Raw genomic sequence first — 21,377 nt, 5'->3', positions numbered from 1 at the left:
CACGGTTCGGCGACGGCCTCCGCGCTACAGCGGTTCGTACTCGCCGCCGACGACGTCACGGCCCGCGCCCTCGGGGGTCGGGGCGTCGTCCGGCTCGGCCCGCGGTCGTGCGGGCACCGGTCCGTCCTCTGCGCGGCGTGGCGAACCGGCTGGGTCATCGACCGGTTCGGGGGACGGCTGTTGTGCGGGCACCATGGCACGAGTGTGCAACCGGACGCGGCCGGGCCTCGATTGGCCAGATGCGGGATTTAATCCCGCCGCCCGGCCCGCGAAATTCTTCGTTCGTGGCGACGGCACCCGGAATTTACTCGTCGCCGGGGGACGACGGCCGCCGCACCTCCCCCGCGATGCCGGACTCGACGACCTTGAGCGCGAGTGCCGTCCGCGAGGTCACGCGCAGTTTGCGCATCGCCGACTTCACCTGGCTGGCGACGGTCTGCGTCGACACCACCAAGGTCTCGGCGATCTGACGATTCGTCAAACCAGTGACCAGCAGCCGGGCCACCTCCACCTCTCGCGGCGAGAGCCGGTCGCCGTAGCCCGGACGCCCCCGGCCGCGCACCGCCGCGGGGGCCTCGCCCCCCTGCGCGGTGAGGAACCGGCCGATGCGGTCGGCGTCATGGCGGGCGCCGAGTTCCGACAGTGCCCGCGCGACGTCGGACAGCTGCGGCAACCCGGCCTCGTCCCCGCCGTCGGCGAGCAGGCAGTGCGCGGCCCGCTCCCGGGCGAGCAGGGCGTCGTACGGGCGCGGCAGCGCCTCCCACGCGGCGGCCGCCGCGCCGAACAGCGCCGCGGCGTCCGTGAAGCGGCCGTCGGCCTCCGCCAGGATCGCACGGCACAGGACCAGGGACGCCTGCGCCGCCGGGGCGTCCCGGTCACCCAGCGCCTTCTCGAAGGAGTCCACCAGCTCGGTGGCGCACCCGATCCGACCGGCGGCCGCCATGGCCGCGACCCGCACCGGGGCGAGCTCGACCGCCCTGGTCCAGATTCCGCTGCCGACGGCGGTCTCGGCCACCTCGTCGGTGAGCCGGAGCGCCTCACCGGCCTTGCCCTCGCGCAGCCGCATCCGCGCCAACGCGGCCGCGGCCTCGATGCGTTGCTGATCGTCGCGTCCGGCGAAGCGCAGGCGCTCCTCCGCCGCGGCACGGTCCCCCGCGGCCCCCAGGAGCAGGCCCGCCACCAGAGCGGCCTCGCACCGGTCCTTCCACCGCACCCGGTCGTCGTCGGCCAGCCGCCCCATCCGTTCGGCGAGTCCCGTCCAGGCACCGGTGAACCAGTCGAGGTGAGCCCGGCAGGAGGCGATGCTGTCGAGGTAGTCCAGCAGTTGATGGCGCTCGGCGAGTGCCTGGGCCGTGGCCAGCCGCGCCCTGGCCTCGTCGTACCGTCCCCACCGCATCGCCTCCTCGCCGACGTTCGTGTGGCCGATCGCGACGACGGACGCCTCCCGCAGGTCGCGGACCTCCTCCGGGATGAGCCGGGCCGCTTCCCACCCGGCCTCCTCGCCCAGCATCAGCAGCGCGAAGGCGCGTTCCACAGACAGGTGCACACGGTCGACGGCCGACAGCGAGCGGGCCGGCGGCGCTTCCCGCAGCCACCGCAGGTGCTCCGTCACGGGGAGTGCGTGGCCGAGGGGCAGGGCGAGCAGGATGCGGGCGCGCGCCGCCTCGGCGGAGTGCGGGGAGAGGTCGGGCACCGCCTCGAGGATCTCACCGCGGCCCGCCTCGATCTCGCCCGCCGCCATGAGCACCCGGCCCACCTGGAAGCGCACAGACGCCTGCTCACGCGGCGTCAGGACCTGGTGGTCGAGGGCCGTTCGGAGCGCTTCGATGATCTGCGAGTACGGGTCGGAACCGGACAGCGCCTGGAACTGGATCTTCGTGACCAGCCGCACCAGTGACTCCGCCGGCAGGGCCACGGTGGTGGCGAGGCTGTGCAGCAGCAGGGCCGAGGTGGCCACGTCCCCGGACTGGACGCACTGGTCGGCCGCCTGCTCCGTGTACCGGCACGCCGCCTCGACCTCGCCGGCGAGCCGGAAGTGCCGGGCCAGCTGCGCCACGGGCGGCAGCGGGCACCGCTCAAGGGCCCGGGCCGCCCGCAGATGCATGGCACGCCGTTCCTCGGCGGGTATCGCGTCGTACACGGCGTGGCAGGCCAGCGAATGACGGAAGGACCACTGCCCGGGCCGGACCTCGCGCAGCAGGCCGCCGCCGAGGGCTTCGGCCGCCTGTGCGGCGAACCGGTCGTCCGGCAGGCCGGTGACGGCGCGCAGGGTCTCGTAGTCGGCCGGGCAGGACAGCACCGACACCGCGTACAGAACGGCCCGGGTGTCGGGTCCGACCCGGCCGATGCGGTCGAGCACGGCGTCGCGGATCGTCGGCGGGACGTCGATGCGGTCCAGGCGGCGCCGCGCCCACCCGCCGTCCCGGCGGATCAGGTCGGCCCGGTCGTGCATCAGCCGCACCGACTCCTCCAGCGCCAGAGGAACGCCCTCGGTGCGCGCGTGCAGAAAGGCCGCGAACTCCTTCGAGACGTGTTCCCCGGACAGCATCGACGAGACCAGGGACGCCGTCCCGTCGACGTCCAGCGGCTTCAACGTCAGCCTGATCAGGTGCGCGTCCGCAGGCGGCCGCGAGGTCAGCCGCAGCAGCAGCGAGTCGGGCGGCACCTCGTCCCGCCGGTAGGTCAACACCACGCTGACCGTCTGCGGCCTGCGGGATACCAGGAACAGCAGGAACTCCAGGGTCGCCTCGTCAGCCCAGTGCACGTCCTCGAGCGCGAGGACCGCGACGCCGAGCCGGCCGAGGAGCTCGACGAACGCGCGGAACAACCGGTGCCGGGCGGCGGTCGGGTCCTCCAGCGGCTCCGGCGCCGGCGGCAGATCGTCGGCCCACTCGGGGAACAGGGGCCGCAGCGCCCCGCCCAGCCCGCTCAGCCCCAGTCCGGCGATGGTGTCGACGCCGTCGCGCACCGCGTCCACGACCGCCCCGAGCGTGTACGGCACCCGAAGCTCCGGGCAGGCGCCGACGAGGGCCCGCCGCCCTCTCTCGGCCTGCCGCGCCAGGAACTCGCGCAGCAGCCGCGTCTTGCCGATGCCCGCCTCACCGTCGAGGAGGACGACCGAGGGGGACGGCCCGAGCGCCTCGCCCAGGGCGGCGAGTTCGCGTTCCCGCCCGACGAACCGCGGCGCGGACAGCGCCTGGACCTCGCCGGCATCGGTATCCCGCCCCACCACCGCCGCTCCCTCTGTCGTCCCGTCACGCCGCTGATGACTTTAACCCCAGCAGACAGCCGCCCTGCCTGGCTGTTTCGAAGAGCGGTACGGAACGACCGCCGGGGCCGTGTCGTCGCGCCCGTCGGTCAGGGGCGGGGACTGGTGCTTCCGGCAGCGGTGTGCCAGGCTCGAGGTAACCAGCCTGGCCTGGTGAGGGACCCCGCGCCACCGAACGGTCACATTCCGTGGCCGACGGCCGGTGCGGGTGGTCTCGCTCGACTTCGGGCGGCAATGCGTCGCCTGCACTACGGCCGCTTTCCCAGCGGGAGTCGACCGTGATGGGCTTCGACCCGAATCGGCGACCTGTATGCAAAACCTCGGCATCACCGTCAGCGAAGAACGCAAGCTGACGACGATCATCCTGACCGGCGAGTTGGACCTCGACACGTGCCCCCGTGTCACCGCGGTCACCGACACCCTGCCGCTCGGCGGCAGGACGCTGCGCGTCGACCTCTCCGACGTCACCTTCATCGGCTCCACCAGTCTGAACATGCTGCTCAGCCTCCGCCTGCGCGCCGAAGCCGAGATGGGCTCGCTCGAGCTCACCGGCCTGCGGCACCAGGCGGAACGCGTCCTGGCACTGACCGGGACCCGCCACCTCTTCCGCATCCTCCCGGGCGCTCCGCCCGCTGCCCTGGGCGACAGCGCCTTCGTGCCGGCTGCTGAGGGGTGACCGTCACCGTCCGCTGCTTTTCTGCGCCGAATGCGGCTTACGGGAGGAAGTCGATCTCCTCTCGGGTTAGGCTCCCCACGAGCATTTCCCAGGATGTCGACCAGCGAACGCGGAGCGCTGACATGCCCGAAACCCGCCTCAAGTGCCGCAATGACTCCTCGGCCGCCGCTGTCGTGGCGGCCGGATCCGAGCCTGGCGATCCTCAGCACACCGTCCGCCAGGACGGGCGCCATGTGGTCATCGCCTACGCGAGCCCGCGCTGGCCCTTCGACGTCGCCGAGTGGGCGGCGCTCGAGGGCCACGCCAGCGACAAGGCCGCGGCCCGGGTCATGGCGTCCCTCTAGGCAGGCGCCGACGTGCGCCTGGGGCCCGGCCGGCGGCCGGGCCCGAAGCGCAGTCCCGCGGCAGTGCCCCGGCCTCGTTCAGTCCTCCGTGATCCGGATGATCGTCTTGCCGGGAAGCCGACGCCCGACACGGGCGAAGGCGTCGGGCGCCTCGTCCAGCGGCCGCACGTCCCCGACAACCGGCTTGAGCCGGCCCTCCCTGACGCGGCGGACGAGGTCCTCGAGGCGTGCCCGGTCGACTTCGACGACGAAGAACACGGCCCGGCCCTTGTCAGGTTGCACAGAGGGCGGCGCCGCGATGGTGACCACCGTTCCGCCGGTGCGGACCAGGGCGGTCGAGCGTTCGAGGATGTCGCCGCCGAACACGTCGAGGACGAGGTCCACCGCACCGACGTCTTCGAGCCGGTCGTTCTGCAGGTCCACGAAGGCGTGCGCGCCGAGGCCGAGCACGGTGTCCCTGTCGGCCGCGCGGCCAGTGCCGATCACCCGGGCGCCCGCCTCGTGGGCGAGCTGCACGGCGATCGAGCCGACCCCGCCGGCCGCACCGTGGACCAGGACGGTCTGGCCGGTCACGAGCCCGCCGTGCTCGAAGAGGCCCTGCCACGCGGTCAGCCCAGAGATCGGCAGGGCCGCGGCCACCGTGTGGTCGACGTCCGCGGGAAGCGGGGCCAGATTGCGGGCCTCCACCGCGACGTACTGGGCCAGCGAGCCGTTGCGGGTCCAGTCGGCCAGGCCGAACACCCGCTGGCCGACGGTCAGGCCCGTCGTCCCGTAGCCCAGTTCGGCCACGACGCCCGACAGCTCGTGCCCGGGCACGCTCGGTGTCCGGTCGCGCCCCGCCCGGTCGGTCCAGGTCGCGGGCCACTCCAGCTCCCCCGGCGTGTAGCCCGCGGCATGCACCCGCACGATGACGTCGTTCTCGGAGGTGTGCGGGTACGGCAACTCCGTGAGGGCGAGCCCGCCGACTCCGGCGTCACGGTCGCGAACGGTGATGGCTTGCATGGGTGGACCTTTCTGGGGCAGGGCTGCCGAAGGGGCGGACAGCCGCGGTGGATCGGTGGACGTGCGCTCGCCGTGGCCGTCGTCGGGGTCCCGGCGGCAGGGCGCGCGCAGGAGGGGTCCGCCCCCGCCCGGCGCCGTGCCGGTGGACGGACGGCGCAGTCATCAGCTCGGCCAGGGGGCGCCGAGGATGCGCTCGACCGTGGTCGTGCGCCGGAAGCCGGGGACGAAGTGCTCCAGTATGTCCGCGTTCACGGTCCCGTTCGTGGTCTCCGGGCGGTACCCGAGGCCGTCGACGAAGGCCTTGAGGAACTGGTTCTTGAAGTCCCCCCGCGGATGGACCGCGGTGACTTCCTCCACCTGGGCGGGGGCCAGCTCGTCAAGGGCCAGGCCGAGCACGTCGGTCAGAACGCCGAGATTCGTCAGGGCGATCTCCGCGCCCATCCGTCCGGGGATCTCCGGCGTCGTGTGCAACGCGATGGCGGTCCAGACCACGTCGGCGGCGGCGGCCGAAAAGCCGTGGTCGAGCATGAAGGCGCGGGCGTGGTCGGCTCCGTCGACCTCGAATCGCTGCTCGGCACCCGAGAACGGCGTCATGAGGCCGGTGTCATGGAACATCGCGGACAGGTAGAGCAGTTCGGGGTCGGGCTCCCTCTTCAGCCGGCGAGCGTGAATGGCGCCGAAGACGAATACGCGCCGCGAATGATGGTAGACGAGGGGGCCGGTCATCTCCCGAACGATTCGGGTCGCCTCGGCGGCCGCGGCTGTTTCCGGAATTTCGACCCCGGCGATGATCTCGGACATCGGCTCTGCACTTCCCGACATGCGCGTGTTATGAATGGACGGTGTTTCCGTCTTCCACCCTGCCGACCACCGGGCCCTCCGCGCCACCCCACTTTGGCCGTGAGGCCCACGGATCCGGACAGGCGGAGCGGCGGGAGGCGGACTCCGCGGCGCATCGCGTCGTGATCCTCGTCTACGACGGGGTGACGCTGCTCGACGTGGCCGGCCCCGCGGAGGTGTTCGCGGAGGCGAACCGGTTCGGGGCCGCGTACGAGGTGGTGCTGGTCTCGCCGACCGGCGCCGACGTCACCTCCTCCGCCGGGATCCGGATCGCCGTCGCCGGCGCCGCCGGGGAAGCCGCCCCGGACACCTTCATGGTCGTCGGGACGGACCGCTACCCGCGCGAGGCCGTCGCCCGCGACCAGGTCCAGGCCGCGCGGACCCTGGCCGGCGAGGCCACACGGATCGCGTCCATCTGCACCGGGGCGTTCGTCCTCGGCGCCGCCGGTCTCCTGGACGGCAAGCGCGCGACCACACATTGGAGGGTCGCCCACGAGCTCGCCGCCCGATGCCGGAGCAGCAGCGTCGTCCCCGATGCGATCTACGTCCAGGACGGCGCCACCTACACCTCGGCCGGGGTGACCGCCGGGATCGACCTCGCCCTGGCCCTCGTCGAGGAGGACCACGGCCCCGATCTGACCCGCGACGTCGCGCGTTCCCTCGTCGTCTATCTGCAGCGTGCGGGCGGTCAGTCGCAGTTCTCGGCCCCGCTGCAGAGACCTGCTCCGCACTCTCCGGCCATCCGGCGGATCGCCGACCTCGTGGCGGCCGATCCCGCGGGCGACCACTCGGTCGGTGAACTCGCCAAGCACCTGAACCTGAGCAGCCGGCATCTCACCCGGCTCTTCCGCGACGAGATGTCCACCACGCCGGCCCGCTACGTGGAAAGCATCCGGTTCGACATGGCGAAGGCCCTGCTCGACCAGGGCCACACCGCGACCCAGGTGGCGTCTCTCGCGGGATTTCCGAGTTACGAGAGCATGCGCAGAGTATTCGTGAAGAAAATGGCCATCAGCCCGGCCGCTTATCAGCGCCGCTTCCGGACGGCACTGCGGCCCGACCCGGCGTAGCCGTCACGCTGTGTCGCCGTTTTCACTGCAGTGCCCAGCATCCCACCGCGATCGGAGTCACCCATGAAGAATGCCACGATGCGTGCCGTCGGATACCGCAAGAGCCTGCCGGTCACCGACGAGGCGAGTCTGACCGACCTCGAGCTTCCCATGCCCCAGACCGGCCCGCACGACCTGCTGGTACGGGTCGAGGCCGTGGCGCTCAACCCCGTGGACTACAAGGTGCGCCAGGGGAACGACCCGGGCGGCGAGCCGAAGGTGCTGGGCTGGGACGCGGCGGGCACGGTCGTGGCGGTCGGCGACCGGGTCGAGATGTTCGCCGTCGGTGACGAGGTGTATTACGCCGGCGCCATCGACCGGCCGGGGGCGAACGCGCAGTTCCACGCAGTCGACGAGCGCATCGTCGCCCTGAAGCCCGCCACGCTGGACTTCACCGAGGCGGCCGCGCTCCCGCTGACCTCCCTGACGGCCTGGGAGGGCCTCTTCGAAAGGCTCGGCCTGCAGAACGGCGGCCTGGAGCGCAGCGGTTCACTGCTGATCACGGCCGCGGCCGGCGGCGTCGGGGCGATCGCGGCGCAGATGGCGCGTGCCCTGACCAGTCTGACGGTCATCGGCACCGCTTCCCGTCCCGAGACCGTCGAGTTCGCCAGCCGGATGGGCGTCCAGCACATCGTGAACCATCGTGAGCCGCTCGTCCCCCAGCTCGCCGAGGTGGCGCCGGAGGGGCTCACGCATGTGTTCAGCACGGCGAACACCGACCGCAATCTCGCCGACTACGCCGAGGCGCTGCAACCGTTCGGGGAGATCGTCGCCATCGACGACTTCGACTCCCTGCCCCTCGGCGTGCTGAAGCCCAAGAGCATCTCCTACCACTGGGAGTTCATGTTCACCAGGTCCCTGTTCCGGACGCCGGACCAGGTGCGGCAGCACCAGATCCTGAGCAAGGTGGCGCGCCTGGTGGACGCGGGAGTCCTCACCACCACCGCCCACCGGGACCTCGGCCCGGTCAACGCGGCCAACCTCCGGGAGGGCCACCGCATCCTGGAGTCGGGCACCGCGATCGGCAAGATCACCCTCACCGGGTTCTGATCCGCCGTCCGCACACGTGGGCGGGGCCGCCGATCGCGTACGTCGGTGGCGCGAACCGCGGTGGTGCGAACGGCCGTCGGCCACCGCCGCCGCACACGCCGTAGCCGCGTCCGACCTGTGCCCGGACACGGCCGGGGGCGGTACGGGATGGATCCCGTACCGCCCCTGCCACGACCGCACCGACCCGCCGTCGCCGGCTGCGACACCGGGTCACCCGGGTCGCGGGGATCAGCCGCGGACGATGTTCTCCGCCTGGGGGCCCTTCTGCCCCTGCGTCACGTCGAACGTGACGTGCTCACCCTCCACCAGCTCGCGGTAGCCGTTGCCCGCGATGTTGGAGTAGTGGGCGAACACGTCCGGTCCGCCCCCGTCCTGTGCGATGAAGCCGAAGCCCTTTTCGGAGTTGAACCACTTCACAACGCCAGATGCCACTGTGTTCGTCCCTCACGTGCTGCTGCTACGGCGCACCCCGTGGTGCGCCGGCGACCCCGTTACTGGGCCCCGGCCTTGCTTACCCGATGATCCACCCCGCGCGCCACCGAATAGGCGCGTGTCCGACCGTGTCGTTCAGGTGGTCCTCCCCGACGCACGGCGCGCGGCCGGCTCCGCGCGCCGGGTGTACCGGGTAGGAGCGGGTCTGGGGACGCCCTCGGCGCCCGGGACCATTTGCCGCCGCCCGACCGGACGCTGACCTACACCTCGCCGCGCCAGGAGCCGGTCTCCCTGCCGCGGGCCTCGATGTACTCCTTGAAGCGCTTGAGGTCGCCCTTGGCCTGACGCCTGACGACACCGAGCTTGTCGGCCACCGTGTCGGCCATGCCCTGAGGCTCGTGGTCGAGCTGCAGCATGACCTTGGTGTGCCTGTCGTCCAGGCGGTGGAAGGTGACCACTCCCGCCTGGTGGACGTCCCCGCCCACCGTGGTCCAGGCGACCCGCTCGTCGGGGATCTGCTCGCTGATCTGGGCGTCGAACTCGCGCTTGACGCCGCCGACCTTGGCGACCCAGTGCGTCAGGGTCGGCGTGCGCTGCTCGATCCGCTCGACCCCCTCCATGAAGCGGGGGAACTCCTCGAACTGGGTCCACTGGTTGTATGCCGTCGTGACCGGCACCGCGACCTCGACCGACTCCTCGACCGTCGACATGTGCCCACCTTTCTGGTCGGCATCCGCTTCGGGATGCGGCGTCTTCTGTCTCGTGTGCGCGCCTGCCCGAGCGGGGCGGGGGCAAACGCCGCCGCACGGCGGCGGCAGAGCGGCGCGTGACGCGTCGGGTGCGCTGACGGACTTGGCCGAGCCCCGTCATTCCGTCGGCGGCGTCACCATGCCGGGTCCTGTCCGCGCCATGAGGGGTGCGGCCACGGGGCGCGAAGGGGGCGGCAGCGGCGCCGGGCCGAGAGCCCCCGCTTCACCGCTGTGCACGGGCCAGGACTTGGTTTGCCGTGCGCGTGCCCTTAGGGTGTCAACAATGCGTCAAGATGGGGGCGCAGGGTGTGCCGGGAAGTCTGGTCGGCGTTTGTCAGGGGCGTGAGTGCCCGTTGCCGACGTCCCGGAAGGGTCCGCCTCGATGGCTGCCGCCCCGCGTTCCCGCCCCTTGTTCCTCGGCGTGCTCCCCTTGCCCGAGCGCCGTGCCATCGCCCGCGCGCTGCGGACGGAGACGGTCGGTGGCCTGGTGATGCTCACCGCCGCCGTGGTGGCGCTGGTGTGGGCGAACGGGCCGTGGCACGGGACGTACGAGTCGGTCCGTGAGTTCCACTTCGGCATATCCGCCCTCGGGCTGGACCTGTCGGTGGGGCACTGGGCGGCGGACGGGCTGCTGACGGTGTTCTTCCTGGTCGCCGGCATCGAGTTGAAGCGCGAGCTCGTCGTCGGCGAGCTGCGCACGCCCGAGACCGCGGCACTGCCGGTCATCGCGGCGGTGTGCGGGATGGTGGTGCCGGCCGGACTGTACGTCGCGGTCGCCGCGCTCGGGGGCGGGAGCCTGGAGGGCTGGGCCGTCCCCATGGCCACCGACATCGCCTTCGCGCTGGCGGTGCTGGCCGTCATCTCCACCCACCTGCCCACGGCTCTGCGCGCCTTCCTCCTCACCCTCGCGGTGGTGGACGACCTCGGCGCGATCCTCGTCATCGCCGTGTTCTTCACCTCCGACCTCGACCTCTGGGCTCTGCTCGGGGCGGCGGCCGGCCTGGCGGTCTTCTACGCGCTGCAGCGGCTGCGGGTGACCGGATGGTGGTGGTATGTACCGCTCGGTGTGGCGATCTGGGCCCTGATGTACCACGGGGGCGTCCACGCCACCGTCGCCGGCGTCGCCATGGGGCTGATCCTGCGCACCACCCGGGACGACGACGAGACCGCCTCCCCCGCGGAGCGCACCGGTTTCCTGCTGCACCCGCTGTCCGCCGGGGTCGCCGTTCCCTTGTTCGCGCTCTTCGCGGCCGGGGTCACCGTCTCCGCCGGCGCCCTGGGTGACGTGTTCACCCGTCCGGAGCCGCTCGGGGTCGTGGTGGGCCTGCTCCTCGGCAAGATCGTCGGCATTTTCGCGGGCACCTACCTGGCCGCCCGCTTCACCCGCGCGCGCCTCAACCCCGACCTGGCCTGGGGCGACGTGTTCGGCCTGGCCGTCCTGGGCGGGATCGGCTTCACCGTCGCCCTCCTGATCGGCGAGCTCGCCTTCCCCCCGGCCGAGGCGGAGCACGTCAAGGCCGCCGTCCTTGTCGCCTCCCTGGCAGCGGCATGCCTCGCCGCACTGCTGCTGCACCGCCGCAACCGGCTCTACCGGCGGCTGTGCACCGAGGAGGACCATCGCTGACGCCGCGGAACCGCCCAGCCGACGCACCCCGCCCCGAACGACACGGGCGTCGAACAGCCACACGTTGTTCCGCGTGCACCGGCCCGGTCCGAGGCGCACCCTGGGATTGTGGCGCATCGCCGTTCCTCCACGCGGCGCACGGCCACCTGAGAAATGAGAGGCCCTGCCGCCTGTGGGCTGCGCGGTGGGGCCTCGCCCGCGCGACCTCTAATCTTAAGTCTCGCCCGTTCCTCGCAGGAGGGACATGCACCCGAAGGCCCCGCCGCCGAAGTCGGCGCCCCCGTCGACGTCATCGAGACCCTGCTCATGGCGCAGGCCCACGGGTACCGGCCCGATCCGCGTGCTGTGGCGCTGCTCCACCCCATCCCGGAGCGGTTTCCTCGACGCCACCACGAGCGGTCCCCGGGTCCTCAGCGGCAAGGAACTCGCGCCAGTGGGCGCGCAGGCGACTCCGTGCTCCTTCACGACGCTCAGGACCGCGTCGCAGCAGGCGACCCTCTGCTCCTTCGCCGTCGGCAAGGGCCGCGACGACAACTGGGGCGGAGCCGTCGACGGTCTGCGCATCACCCGGTTCGTCCACGGCCTCGAGGCAGAAGGCGTGAGGGCCCGCCGCGTGGGCTGAAAGCCGCCGTTCCCCCCTGCGAGCAGGCCGGGCCGCCTGCACCGCTGCGGGCCGCACGACGGGCCCGAACCGGCCGGCGTTCGTCCACACCGCCCCGACCGGCCCGCGGCCCGCGCCCCTGCTCCGCCCTTTCGGGCGGGGCCGGGCCCGCGCCGGTCATCAGCGGGCATGGGCCGTTCGGCCCGTTCGGGGGACCCTCGGGCGTACCGGTGGCCCCCACCGGCCCATGTGGGGCCCGGCGGAATCGGCCGACAGTGGGATCCGAGGCCGGCGCGCCTCGGCCCGTCGGCATCACGGCCGAACACGCGCCGCGGCGAGGAGGAGACGAACGATGAGGCACCGCACGACGGGGCATGTGATGACGGCGGAGGTCGTCAGCGTCCGCGAGGGCATCCCCTACAAGGACCTCGTGGCACTGCTGGCACGGCACCGGATCAGCGGCGTGCCCGTGGTCGACGACGACGACAAGGTCCTCGGCGTCGTCTCCGAGACCGACCTGATGGCACGCCAGGCGGCGGGAAGAGGCGGCCCCCGACGGCGCCTGCCACCGCTGTCCCCCACCGCGCGGCGTGACGCCGCCCGGGCCGGAGCACGGACCGCCGGACAGCTGATGACCGCTCCGGCGGTCACCGTACGCGCACGGGACTCGATCGCCGTCGCGGCCCGCACCCTGACCGGGCACCGCGTCAACCGGCTGCCCGTGGTCGACGACGAGGACCGCCTCGTCGGCATCGTCACCCGCGGCGACCTCCTCCAGGTCTTCCTCCGCCCGGACCCCGACATCCGCGACGAGGTCGTCGACGAGGTGGTCGTGCGCGCGCTGTTGCAGCCCCCTCGTGAGATCGTGGTGGACGTCCACCACGGCGTGGTCACCCTCGAGGGCCGTCTGGAGCGCCGCAGCCAGGTCCCGCTGGCCGAGGCCATGGCCCGCCAGGTCGACGGCGTCGTCGCCGTGGTGAACCGGCTCGCCTACCGGCTTGATGACACGCACCAGCAGCCCGCCCGGCCCGCGGTCCACCGCGTCCCCGACGACCGGCCGCACACCGCGTGAGGAGGACGAGGAGGATGGGAAGGACGAGCGGGCCATGTCCGTCCATGACCGCGTGAACGGCCGCGGTCCGGCTTCGGTACCGATCGGGCGGCCGGTGTTCGCGGCCCTGGTCGGACCGGCCGTGGCGGCACCGGCGCGGCAACGCCGCCGACGGTGCGGCGCTGCCGGGCGGTGTGACCGGAGTCCGCGCGAGCCGCTCGCCGTGACCGGGGGACGCCGCCGCGCCGCGGTTCCCCGTCCCGGCACGACGTCAGCGAAAAGGGGACGGGCGGCCCGGCGGCGACGGCTGCCCGTCGACCCGGGACCGGTGGGGCGGGCCTGTCCGGCCCGCTCGGGAAGGAGGAGGCCATGAACCCCGGCAGGCGCCCGGCGACGGTCGGCGACGTGATGACGCGGAAGGTCGTCGCGGTCACCCCGGGCACGTCGTTCAAGGAGATCGTGCGGACCATGGAGCAGTGGAAGGTCAGCGCACTGCCGGTGGTGGGCGGCGGCACCCGGGTCGTCGGCGTGGTCTCCGAGGCGGATCTGCTGCGCAAGGAGGAACACCGCGAGGATGTCGCCCCACCGGTCGTCGCGGATCCCGCCGCGGCGGCCCCCGACAAGGCGGCCGCCGTCACCGCCGAGCAGTTGATGACCGCCCCGGCGGTCACCGTGCACGAGGACGCACCGTTGGCACAGGCGGCGCGGGCCATGGCACTGCACCGCGTGAAGCGGCTGCCGGTCGTCGACGCACAGGGCGTGCTGCGGGGCGTGGTGAGCCGGGGCGACCTGCTCAAGGTGTTCCTCCGCAGCGACGAGGACATCGCCCGCGAGGTGCGGGAACTCGTCATGGCGGAGCTGCTCCGGGAGGCGTGGCGATCCCTGGACATCGACGTGGCCGAAGGAGTCGTGACGGTGAGCGGACTGCTCGCCGACCGCTCCCTTGTGCCGTCCGTGGCCCGGATGGCGCGTTCCGTCGAAGGGGTGGTCGATGTGCGCTTCGATCTCACCTCGAGCCGGGTGTGACGTCCGGCGGGAGGCGGCCGCGAGGGCCCGCGGAGACGGGCGGCCCGGTCGGACCCTCCGGCGGGTCCGACCGGCCCAAGCGGCGGCCGAGGGTCGCGCGCGACCCTGGCAGCAGGCGGAGCACACGGAGCCGTTGCCCGGCGGCCGGCAACGGGGAAGGACGTGACCGGTCATGACGAAGCACTCCGCGCCCACAGCACCGGGGGACATCGGACGGCGTATCGCGGCGCGCCGTCGCGAACTCGGTCTGTCGCACGAGGACGTGGCCGCTCGCACGGGCATCGCCCCGGGCTATCTGCGGTATATCGAGCAGGACTCCACCGCCGCCCCCGGTGTCGCGACGCTGCGCGGTCTGGCGAGGGCTCTGGACACGAGTGTGTCCACGCTCTGCGGCGGCGACGCCGATCTGCCGCCGGGACGCGGAATGGCGGCCGGGCACGCGGAACTGGTGGATCTCGACCGCGAGGAGTGCTGGAGTCTGCTGTCCACGCACGGGGTGGGCAGAGTCGCCCTGTCGACGCCGGACGGACTGACCGTGCTGCCGGTCAACTACTGCGTCGCAGACGGCACGATCGCCTTCCGCACCTCCGCGGCCGCCACCCCCGCGCAGGCCTCCGACGCCACCTGCGCCTTCGAGGTCGACGAGGTGGACGACGCGCTGAGCCAGGGCTGGAGCGTGCTCGTCCGCGGCATGGCGCACACCGTCACCGACCCCGCTGGTGTGCGGCGGCTGGACGAACAGGCCTACACCGGGCCGTGGGCCGGAGGCGACCGCGACCTGTGGCTGCGGGTCACCCCGGCGACCGTGACAGGCCGCCGCATCGTGGTCGGCTGACAGGAGACGGCAGGAGCCGGCAGGACATGGGCAGGACATCGACACCGACGGGAGACCCGGCATGACCGACAGCGCGTTCCCTCCCCCCGCGGGGCTCCACACGCCGCGCGGCGAGGTCGTCGTGGGGGTCGACGGATCGGATCCGGCCGTGCGCGCCCTGGACCGGGCGGCCGACGAGGCGCACCGGCGGGACACCGCCTTGCGGGTCGTGCACGGGCTGCCGTGGCCCGACCCGGGCGAGGTCGGGTTCGGGCTGGACGCCGACCGCGAGCGTCCGGCGAGCGAGGCGGCGCGGACGATCCTGGATCTGGCCGCCCGGCGTGTGGCGGACCGGCACCCGGGCCTGACCGTCACGCTGGACCTGTCGGCCGAGCCGGCGGCCTCGGCCCTGGTGCGGGCGGGCAGGACCGCCGCCCTGACGGTCGTGGGCACCCGGGGTCGCGGCGGCTTCGCCGGGCTGCTCCTGGGCTCCGTCAGCCTGCGGGTGGCGGCCCACAGCGTCAGCCCTCTGATGGTCGTCCGCGGCGAGGACGCGGCCGCGCGCCGGGGCCTCCTGCACGACAGGGTGCTGCTCGGTCTGAAGGACGAGGGCGACGCCGAGGCGGCCCTGTTCGCCTTCGAGGAGGCGGAGCGCCGCGGCGCGCGGCTGCGGGTGCTGCACACCTGGACCCACCCGCATGTGCCGATGGGCGAATGGCCGGTGTCCCACCAGCAGGACCTGGCGGTCCAGGCCCGGCAGCACAAGGAGCTCGCCCGCTTCGCGGTGTCCAAGCTCTCCGAGCGCTTTCCCGACGTCGCCGTCCGGGTGGACTCCGCCTCCGGACACGCGGCCGCGGCGCTGGTGGAGGCCAGCCGCGCGGCGGACATCGTCGTGATCGGCGCCCACCGCCGGGAAGGGCGTCCGCTGGGGATGCGGCTGGGCCCCGTCACCCACGCCGTGCTGCATCACGCGCACTGCCCCGTCGTCCTGGTGCCCATCGACTGAGCCTGGTGCGGTCCGGGCGCCGAGGCCGTGTCCGGCACGGCGGACGGCGCCACCCGATCCGCCCGACGCCCCGGGACCCCGCGCCCTCCGTCCCGAGTGCGTCCGCCCGCCGAGGGCGACCGTCCACGACAAGGAGCTCGCTCCCTCGAGGAGGCCGTCATGAACGGCAGCCCGCGCACCGTGTCCGACGTGATGACCGAGGCCGTCGTCGCCGTCGGGCGGGACGCCACGTTCAAGGAGATCGTCAGCACGATGGAGCGGTGGAAGGTCAGTGCACTGCCGGTCCTGGAGGGCGAGGGCCGGGTCGTCGGGGTGGTGTCCGAGGCCGATCTGCTGCCCAAGGAGGAGTACCGCGACGGAGCGCCCACCCGCTTCGAGCGGGCGCGGCGGCTGCCGGATCCGGGCAAGGCGGGCGCCACCACCGCCGACGAGCTGATGAGCGCCCCCGCCGTGTGCGTGCGCCTCGAGGCCACGCCGGCACAGGCGGCACGGGCCATGGCAGTGCGGGGGGTGAAACGGCTGCCGGTCGTCGATCGCCAGGGGGTCCTGCGCGGGATCGTCAGCCGGGGCGACCTGCTGGAGGTCTTCCTCCGTCCTGACGAGGAGATCGTCGCGGAGGTGAACCGCGACATCGTCGCCCATGTGTTCCCCGGTGAGCCGCCGCCGGTGCGGGCACACGCGTCGAGGAGGGCGTCGTCCACTTCTCCGGGGACCCGGCGGACCCCTCGCTGGTTCCGCTGGCGTGCAGGGTCGCCCGCGCGGTGCAGGGCGTCGTCGACGCCGTCTGGGACTGAGGGGCCGCGTGGGTGGGCGGGGCACACATCGTGGCACCCGGTCAGGCCGCGCAGCAGGGCCGGATCGACCATCCGGGTGGGCCGGGTGGCCCTGGCGCGGGCCGAGGGGGTGGGACACGATCGACAGACAGCGGCCGAGAACGGCGAAGAGCGGGCCGGAGGCCGAGAGCGGCCCGAAGAGCGGGCAGATGCGGAGAACGGCGCAGTGAGCAGGCAGGGCTCCAGAAGCGCCCAAGGGCCCGAGGGGAGCACGTCCTCCCGGCGCACCGCCCCGCGCAACCGTGACGAGGACGTGAGCAGCATGGCACAGAACCCGTTTCCCGCCGCCCCTGGCGACCTGGGGCGGCGCGTGGCCAACCGGCGTCGCGAATTGGGCCTGACCCGCGAGGAGGTCGCGTCCCGGGCCGGCATGGCCACCAGCTATCTGCGCTTCATCGAGGAGCAGTCCACCGCGGCTCCGGGTCCTGGAACGCTGGGGACGCTCGCAGCCGTGCTGGACACGACGGTCGTGGCGCTCAACGGCGGGGAGGCCGACCTGCCGCCCGGTCGTCTCGGCCGCGCGTCGCCGCACGCACAGCTGCGGGAACTCACCCCCGAGCAGTGCTGGTCGCGCCTGGGCAGCCACGGCGTGGGCCGCGTCGCGGTGACCACGACGGGCCGTGAGGCCATCCTGCCCGTGAACTACAGCGTGATCGACGGGTCCGTCGTGTTCCGGACGGCGCCCGGCTCGGGACCGGCCGAGGTCACCGGAACGGACGTCGTCTTCGAGGTGGACCATGTCGACGATGCGCTCAGCCAGGGCTGGAGCGTCCTGGTCCGGGGCCGGGCCTCGCGGGTCCGGGACCCGGATGCCGTGCGGTACCTGGCCGAGCGGGTGTACAGCGGCCCCTGGCCGGGGGACGACGACCGCGATCTGTGGGTGCGGATCGACGTGGCGGGGATCAGCGGGCGGGACATCGACGTGCCCTCGGCAGCCCGCCGACCCTGACGCATTCTGAGGGAAGGGCGGCGGCGGACGAAGCCCGAGGGCCCGTCCGGCCCTGGCGGGCGCGGGGCTCATGGGCGACGATCACGGTGTCACGGGACATCAGCAGCCGGTGCGTACAGGAACAGGGGGCCAGAATGACCGGTGCAGGACAGTTCTCGCCGCAGACCCCGATCCGCGTCTTCCTCGTCGACGACCACGAGGTCGTGCGACGGGGCCTGCGCGACCTGCTGGACGCCGAGCCGGACATCGAGGTGGTCGGGGAGGCAGGCACCGTCGACCACGCGTTGGCCCGTGGGCCGGCCCTGCGGCCGCACGTGGCGATCCTGGACGTGCGCCTGCCCGACGGCGACGGCATCGGCGTCTGCCGGGAGCTGCGTTCCCGCATGCCGGGGCTGGCATGCCTGATGGTGACCTCCTTCGACGACGACGACGCGCTGCTGGACGCGATCATGGCCGGCGCGGCGGGCTATGTGCTGAAGCAGATCAAGGGCTCCGACCTGATCTCCGCGGTCCGCACGGTGGCCTCCGGCCAGTCCATGCTGGACCCGGCGACCACCGCACGGTTGATGTCCAGCCTGCGGCATCAGGACGAGCCGCCGGAGCCGCAGGACGAGACGCTGGCCGCACTCACCCCGCGGGAGCGGGAGATCCTGGAGCTCATCGGGGAGGGGCTGACGAACCGGGAGATCGGCAAGCGGCTGTTCCTGTCGGAGAAGACGGTGAAGAACCACATCTCCCGGATGCTGGCCAAGCTCGGCGTCGAGCGCCGCATCCAGGCGGCCGTGCTGGCCACCCAGCACCAGTCGGCCGGCGGAGAACCGCGTTCCCACCGCTGAGACCCTGCTACGGGCGCCACGCCCGGCGGCGGGCCCCTGCCGCCGCCGGGGTGGCCAGGCAGGGGCGAGGCGCCCGGAGGAACGGCCGGGCGCTAGGAGCGCACGGGTACGCGCCATTCCAGCTGCGTGCCGCCGCAGTCGCGTGCCGCAGCGGTGAACGTTCCGCCGAGCTTCTCCGCGCGTCGGGCGAGGTTCGTCAGGCCGCTGCGGCGGCCACCCTCAGGCAGTCCCACGCCGTCGTCGGTCACGGTCAGGGAGACGGTCCCGGAGCCGACGACCAGGGCGACCTCGGCGGAACCGGCGTGCGCGTGCCGGGCGATGTTGGACAGCGCCTCGCCCAGCACCGCGATGACGTCGTCGGCCACGGCGGCGGGGACGTCGGTGTCGACGAGTCCCTCCATCCGCAGCGACGGGGTGAACCCGAGGGAAGGCACGGCCTGTTCGACCGCACGGGCGGTGCGCACCCGAAGCCCCTGACGTCCAGGGCCCGAGTCGCGGACCCGCAGCCCGAAGATCGTCGAACGGATGATCTTGATGGTCTCGTCGAGGTCGTCCACCGCGCGCAGCAGGCGTTCGCTGGCCTGTGGATGGTCGACGAAACGCGCGGCGCTCTGCAAGGTCATGCCGGTGGCGAACAGCCGCTGGATGGCCAGGTCGTGCAGGTCCCGGGCGATGCGGTCGCGGTCCTCGAGCCGCGCCAGCTGCTCCGCGGAGCGGCGTCGCTCGGCCAGTTCCATGGCGAGCGCGGCCGAACCGGCGAACGCCAGCAGCGGCGCCGTCTCGGTGTCGGTGAACGGGGCCTGGCCTTCGGCGCGGGCCAGCAGGAGCGCCCCGCGCACCCCCTGGGGCGTGCTCATCGGAACAGCCACGGCGGGACCGAGCCCCGCGAACCGGGCCGGGCCGGCGGTGATACGCGAGTCATGCGCGACATCGGGACTGGTGATCGGTTCACTGGCCGCCATCGCGGCGCCCGCGAACGATCCCTCGCGGGGCAGGGTCAGGCCGCGATGCAGATCCGCGTCGGTGCCGGTGGCGATCGCCACCTCGACCTCCGTCCCGCCCCCGATCGGGCGGGCCACCACGCCGAGGTCCGCCCCGGTGATATCACGGGCATGCTCGACGATCAGCTCCAGGACGCGCGACTCATCGACCCCCGACAGCAGGCTCGCGGTGATCTCCGAGTTCGCCTCCAGCCACCGCTGCCTCGACCGGGCCTCCTGATACAGACGGGCGTTGTCGATGGCGACGCCCGCGGCCACCGCCAGGGTGGACAGCACGGTCTCGTCCTCCTCGTCGAAGCGCTTGCCGCCGCGCTTCTCCGTCAGGTACAGGTTGCCGAAGATCTCGTCGCGTACCCGGATCGGCACCCCGACGAAGGAGTGCATCGGGGGATGCCCGGCGGGGAACCCGTACGACGCCGGGTGCTCGGAGAGCTCCTCCAGGCGCAGCGGCTCGGGGTGGCGGATCAGCTCGCCCAGGATGCCGTGCCCGGAGGGCAGGTGGCCGATCGCCCGGATCTGCTCGTCCGACACGCCCACCGTCAGAAACTGGGCGAGCTTCGCGTCGTCCCCGATCACCCCGAGAGCCCCGTACTCGGCGTCCACGAGAGCGACCGCGGCCTCCACGATCCGCCGCAGCACATGCGGCAGATCCAGCTCCCCGCCGACCGACAGCACCGCCTCCAACAGGCTGTGCACCCGGTCACGTGTCCCCCGCACCGCGTCGATGCGCACCTGCAGCTCGTCCAGGAGATCGTCGAGGCGCAAACGGGGCAGGCGCTCCGCGCCCTCGCCGCCTTCCATCCCCACCGCTCCTCCATCCGGCACAGCAGCTCGCAGCTCCGAACAGCTTCAACATAGCGGGATCCGGACCGCCCCGAACGCTTCCCCGGCCGTTCGCGGCGAATCCCGGCGACCGGAGTGCGCCCGCGCACCGGCCTCCGCCACCCGGCGGGGTACGAAGCCGCCGCCCGGAGGGGTTTGCACCCCGGGGCGTGAGGCAAGGGGACCACATGGGAACGGCCCGCCCGTGACCCACCCCGAGGCGGCCTCCCAAGGGCGTGCCCCGCCCCGGCGATCGGCGCGGCGGCCCGCCCAGGCCCCCGGTCGGCGAGGAGGACCCCGTGATCCCGAAGATCCGTACCCATCGTCCCGGGGAGAAGGTGCCGGTCAGCGGCGTCTACGAGTGCACCTGCGGCAAGAGCCACCGCTTCACCACCACGGACGTGCGGGGCCACACCTTCCCGCCGGTACCGGCAGGCTGCCCCGGCGTCTCTTGGCGGCTGCTGACCCCCGTCCACACGGAGCGCAGTCCTTGACGCTCCCCCGGACGCCCGCCCGGCCCCGAGTGGTGACGGCGCACGAGGCCGGACGGGCTCATAGCGCGGTCCCGCCGACGTTCCTTGCCCGAGCTCCGGCGGGGCCGCTCGCGTTCCCGCCCCTGGCGCTGCCGAAGCCGCCCGACCGTCCGCCCGCCGTACCGCGCCGCCCCCGGAGGCCGTCGGAGCGGTCGGAGCAGGCCGTAAAGAACGCGTAAGTTTGCCGGGACCAGGCAATGACCCGGTGCCAGGCACCGTGTCACCATCGCGGTGTCTTCACAGAAGATCAGACCAGCGAGCCGCGGGGGGCGGGATGGGGTGGTTTCTCGGTATCGGCATCGCCGGTCTGGTGGTGCTGGCGCTGGGGCTCCTCTTCGACGGTGTGCTCGAGGGACTCTTCGACGGGCTGGGGGGCCTGGACGGTCTGCTCTCCCTGCCGGTGGTCGCCGGTTTCGTGTCGATGCTCGGCTTCACCGGGGCGATCGTCTCGGGCACCACGGATCTCGGGACGGTGCCCGCCACCGCGGCGGGGGTGGCCGCCGGGGTCGTGGCGGGCTGGCTGACCTGGAAGTTCAGCCAGTCTCTGCTGCACGGGGGGACCTCGGTCACACCACGAGGCGACGATCTCATCGGCGGTGCGGGCACGGTGGTCACCGCTATTCCGGCGGACGGCTACGGCGAGGTGCTGGCGTACCTGGCCGGCCAGCCCGTGAAGCTCGCGGCCAAGAGCTCCGTCGCGCTCCCGCGCGGATCCCGGGTGTGGGTGGAGGCCGCGCTGTCGGCCACATCGGTGGCCGTGCGCCCCGTCGAGGACTGACCGCGCCCCCGCACCCCGCATCCCCGTCCGCCG

General features: G+C 73.0%; 20 protein-coding genes and 1 pseudogene. 15 read left to right on the top strand and 6 right to left on the bottom strand.

Translation table 11 applies throughout. From position 1 onward, the window contains the following. Nucleotides 1-304: 304 nt before the first annotated feature. The gene (locus AC3ET4_RS06285; protein ID WP_431946779.1) at nt 305-3,232 is read right to left on the bottom strand and encodes a helix-turn-helix transcriptional regulator; all 2,928 of its coding nucleotides are present in this window, start codon (nt 3,230-3,232) and stop codon (nt 305-307) included. 346 nt (nt 3,233-3,578) lie between these two features. On the opposite strand from AC3ET4_RS06285, the gene AC3ET4_RS06280 reads away from it, so the two are divergent. Together AC3ET4_RS06280 and AC3ET4_RS06275 are read left to right on the top strand one after the other, a co-directional pair. After that, nucleotides 3,579-3,944, top strand: coding sequence for an STAS domain-containing protein (locus AC3ET4_RS06280; protein ID WP_431946777.1), 366 nt, complete (start codon nt 3,579-3,581; stop codon nt 3,942-3,944). Nucleotides 3,945-4,066: 122 nt separating this feature from the next. Then, nucleotides 4,067-4,288 carry a hypothetical protein gene (locus AC3ET4_RS06275; RefSeq protein WP_431946775.1) on the top strand — a complete coding sequence of 74 codons (222 nt, stop codon included), beginning with the start codon at nt 4,067-4,069 and terminating at the stop codon, nt 4,286-4,288. A gap of 78 nt (nt 4,289-4,366) precedes the next feature. Here the strand turns inward: AC3ET4_RS06275 and AC3ET4_RS06270 are convergent, their stop codons facing one another. Further along, the gene (locus AC3ET4_RS06270) at nt 4,367-5,290 is read right to left on the bottom strand and encodes an NADP-dependent oxidoreductase (RefSeq protein ID WP_431946773.1); all 924 of its coding nucleotides are present in this window, start codon (nt 5,288-5,290) and stop codon (nt 4,367-4,369) included. Nucleotides 5,291-5,452: 162 nt separating this feature from the next. Continuing rightward, nucleotides 5,453-6,091: an HD domain-containing protein gene (locus AC3ET4_RS06265; RefSeq protein ID WP_431946876.1), complete on the bottom strand. Its 639-nt coding sequence runs from the start codon at nt 6,089-6,091 to the stop codon at nt 5,453-5,455. Between the two features lie 161 nt (nt 6,092-6,252). Between AC3ET4_RS06265 and AC3ET4_RS06260 the strand changes: the two genes are divergently transcribed. After that, entirely contained in the window at nt 6,253-7,200 is a 948-nt protein-coding gene (locus tag AC3ET4_RS06260) for a GlxA family transcriptional regulator (RefSeq protein WP_431946771.1), read from the top strand. A 63-nt stretch (nt 7,201-7,263) separates the two neighbouring features. Then, on the top strand, nt 7,264-8,289 hold the full coding sequence (locus AC3ET4_RS06255) for a zinc-binding alcohol dehydrogenase family protein (RefSeq protein WP_431946769.1): 1,026 nt from the start codon (nt 7,264-7,266) through the stop codon (nt 8,287-8,289). A gap of 228 nt (nt 8,290-8,517) precedes the next feature. Here the strand turns inward: AC3ET4_RS06255 and AC3ET4_RS06250 are convergent, their stop codons facing one another. Continuing rightward, nucleotides 8,518-8,721, bottom strand: coding sequence for a cold-shock protein (locus AC3ET4_RS06250; RefSeq protein WP_431946767.1), 204 nt, complete (start codon nt 8,719-8,721; stop codon nt 8,518-8,520). Between the two features lie 260 nt (nt 8,722-8,981). Further along, nucleotides 8,982-9,431 (bottom strand): SRPBCC family protein, encoded by a 450-nt coding sequence (locus tag AC3ET4_RS06245; protein WP_431946765.1) that lies wholly within the window; start codon nt 9,429-9,431, stop codon nt 8,982-8,984. Nucleotides 9,432-9,852: 421 nt separating this feature from the next. Between AC3ET4_RS06245 and nhaA the strand changes: the two genes are divergently transcribed. The 9 genes and pseudogenes from nhaA (at nt 9,853) to AC3ET4_RS06200 (ending at nt 18,210) form a co-directional block, all read left to right on the top strand. Continuing rightward, nucleotides 9,853-11,094, top strand: coding sequence for a Na+/H+ antiporter NhaA (nhaA, locus tag AC3ET4_RS06240; RefSeq protein WP_431946763.1), 1,242 nt, complete (start codon nt 9,853-9,855; stop codon nt 11,092-11,094). 433 nt (nt 11,095-11,527) lie between these two features. Next, nucleotides 11,528-11,716: a hypothetical protein gene (locus AC3ET4_RS06235; RefSeq protein ID WP_488175908.1), complete on the top strand. Its 189-nt coding sequence runs from the start codon at nt 11,528-11,530 to the stop codon at nt 11,714-11,716. Nucleotides 11,717-12,047: 331 nt separating this feature from the next. Then, on the top strand, nt 12,048-12,767 hold the full coding sequence (locus tag AC3ET4_RS06230; protein WP_431946759.1) for a CBS domain-containing protein: 720 nt from the start codon (nt 12,048-12,050) through the stop codon (nt 12,765-12,767). Between the two features lie 348 nt (nt 12,768-13,115). After that, nucleotides 13,116-13,772, top strand: a complete 657-nt coding sequence (locus AC3ET4_RS06225; RefSeq protein ID WP_431946758.1) for a CBS domain-containing protein — start codon at nt 13,116-13,118, stop codon at nt 13,770-13,772. A 172-nt stretch (nt 13,773-13,944) separates the two neighbouring features. Then, on the top strand, nt 13,945-14,607 hold the full coding sequence (locus AC3ET4_RS06220) for a pyridoxamine 5'-phosphate oxidase family protein (RefSeq protein ID WP_431946756.1): 663 nt from the start codon (nt 13,945-13,947) through the stop codon (nt 14,605-14,607). Nucleotides 14,608-14,668: 61 nt separating this feature from the next. Continuing rightward, nucleotides 14,669-15,592, top strand: coding sequence for a universal stress protein (locus AC3ET4_RS06215; protein WP_431946754.1), 924 nt, complete (start codon nt 14,669-14,671; stop codon nt 15,590-15,592). 159 nt (nt 15,593-15,751) lie between these two features. After that, nucleotides 15,752-16,386: pseudogene (locus AC3ET4_RS06210) on the top strand (CBS domain-containing protein). Between the two features lie 301 nt (nt 16,387-16,687). After that, nucleotides 16,688-17,374 (top strand): helix-turn-helix domain-containing protein, encoded by a 687-nt coding sequence (locus tag AC3ET4_RS06205; RefSeq protein ID WP_431946752.1) that lies wholly within the window; start codon nt 16,688-16,690, stop codon nt 17,372-17,374. Nucleotides 17,375-17,508: 134 nt separating this feature from the next. Next, nucleotides 17,509-18,210, top strand: a complete 702-nt coding sequence (locus AC3ET4_RS06200; RefSeq protein WP_431946750.1) for a response regulator — start codon at nt 17,509-17,511, stop codon at nt 18,208-18,210. Between the two features lie 92 nt (nt 18,211-18,302). Here AC3ET4_RS06200 and AC3ET4_RS06195 read toward each other — a convergent pair whose 3' ends face one another. Next, nucleotides 18,303-20,012: a sensor histidine kinase gene (locus AC3ET4_RS06195; protein ID WP_431946748.1), complete on the bottom strand. Its 1,710-nt coding sequence runs from the start codon at nt 20,010-20,012 to the stop codon at nt 18,303-18,305. A gap of 320 nt (nt 20,013-20,332) precedes the next feature. Between AC3ET4_RS06195 and AC3ET4_RS06190 the strand changes: the two genes are divergently transcribed. Together AC3ET4_RS06190 and AC3ET4_RS06185 are read left to right on the top strand one after the other, a co-directional pair. After that, nucleotides 20,333-20,527, top strand: a complete 195-nt coding sequence (locus AC3ET4_RS06190) for a hypothetical protein (RefSeq protein WP_431946747.1) — start codon at nt 20,333-20,335, stop codon at nt 20,525-20,527. A gap of 313 nt (nt 20,528-20,840) precedes the next feature. Further along, a complete protein-coding gene (locus tag AC3ET4_RS06185) occupies nt 20,841-21,344 on the top strand; it encodes a hypothetical protein (RefSeq protein WP_431946745.1) in 504 nt (167 codons plus the stop codon). Nucleotides 21,345-21,377: the final 33 nt, after the last annotated feature.

It is taken from the genome of Actinacidiphila sp. bgisy167 (assembly GCF_057707665.1).
This window is presented reverse-complemented; position numbering and strand designations above follow the sequence as displayed.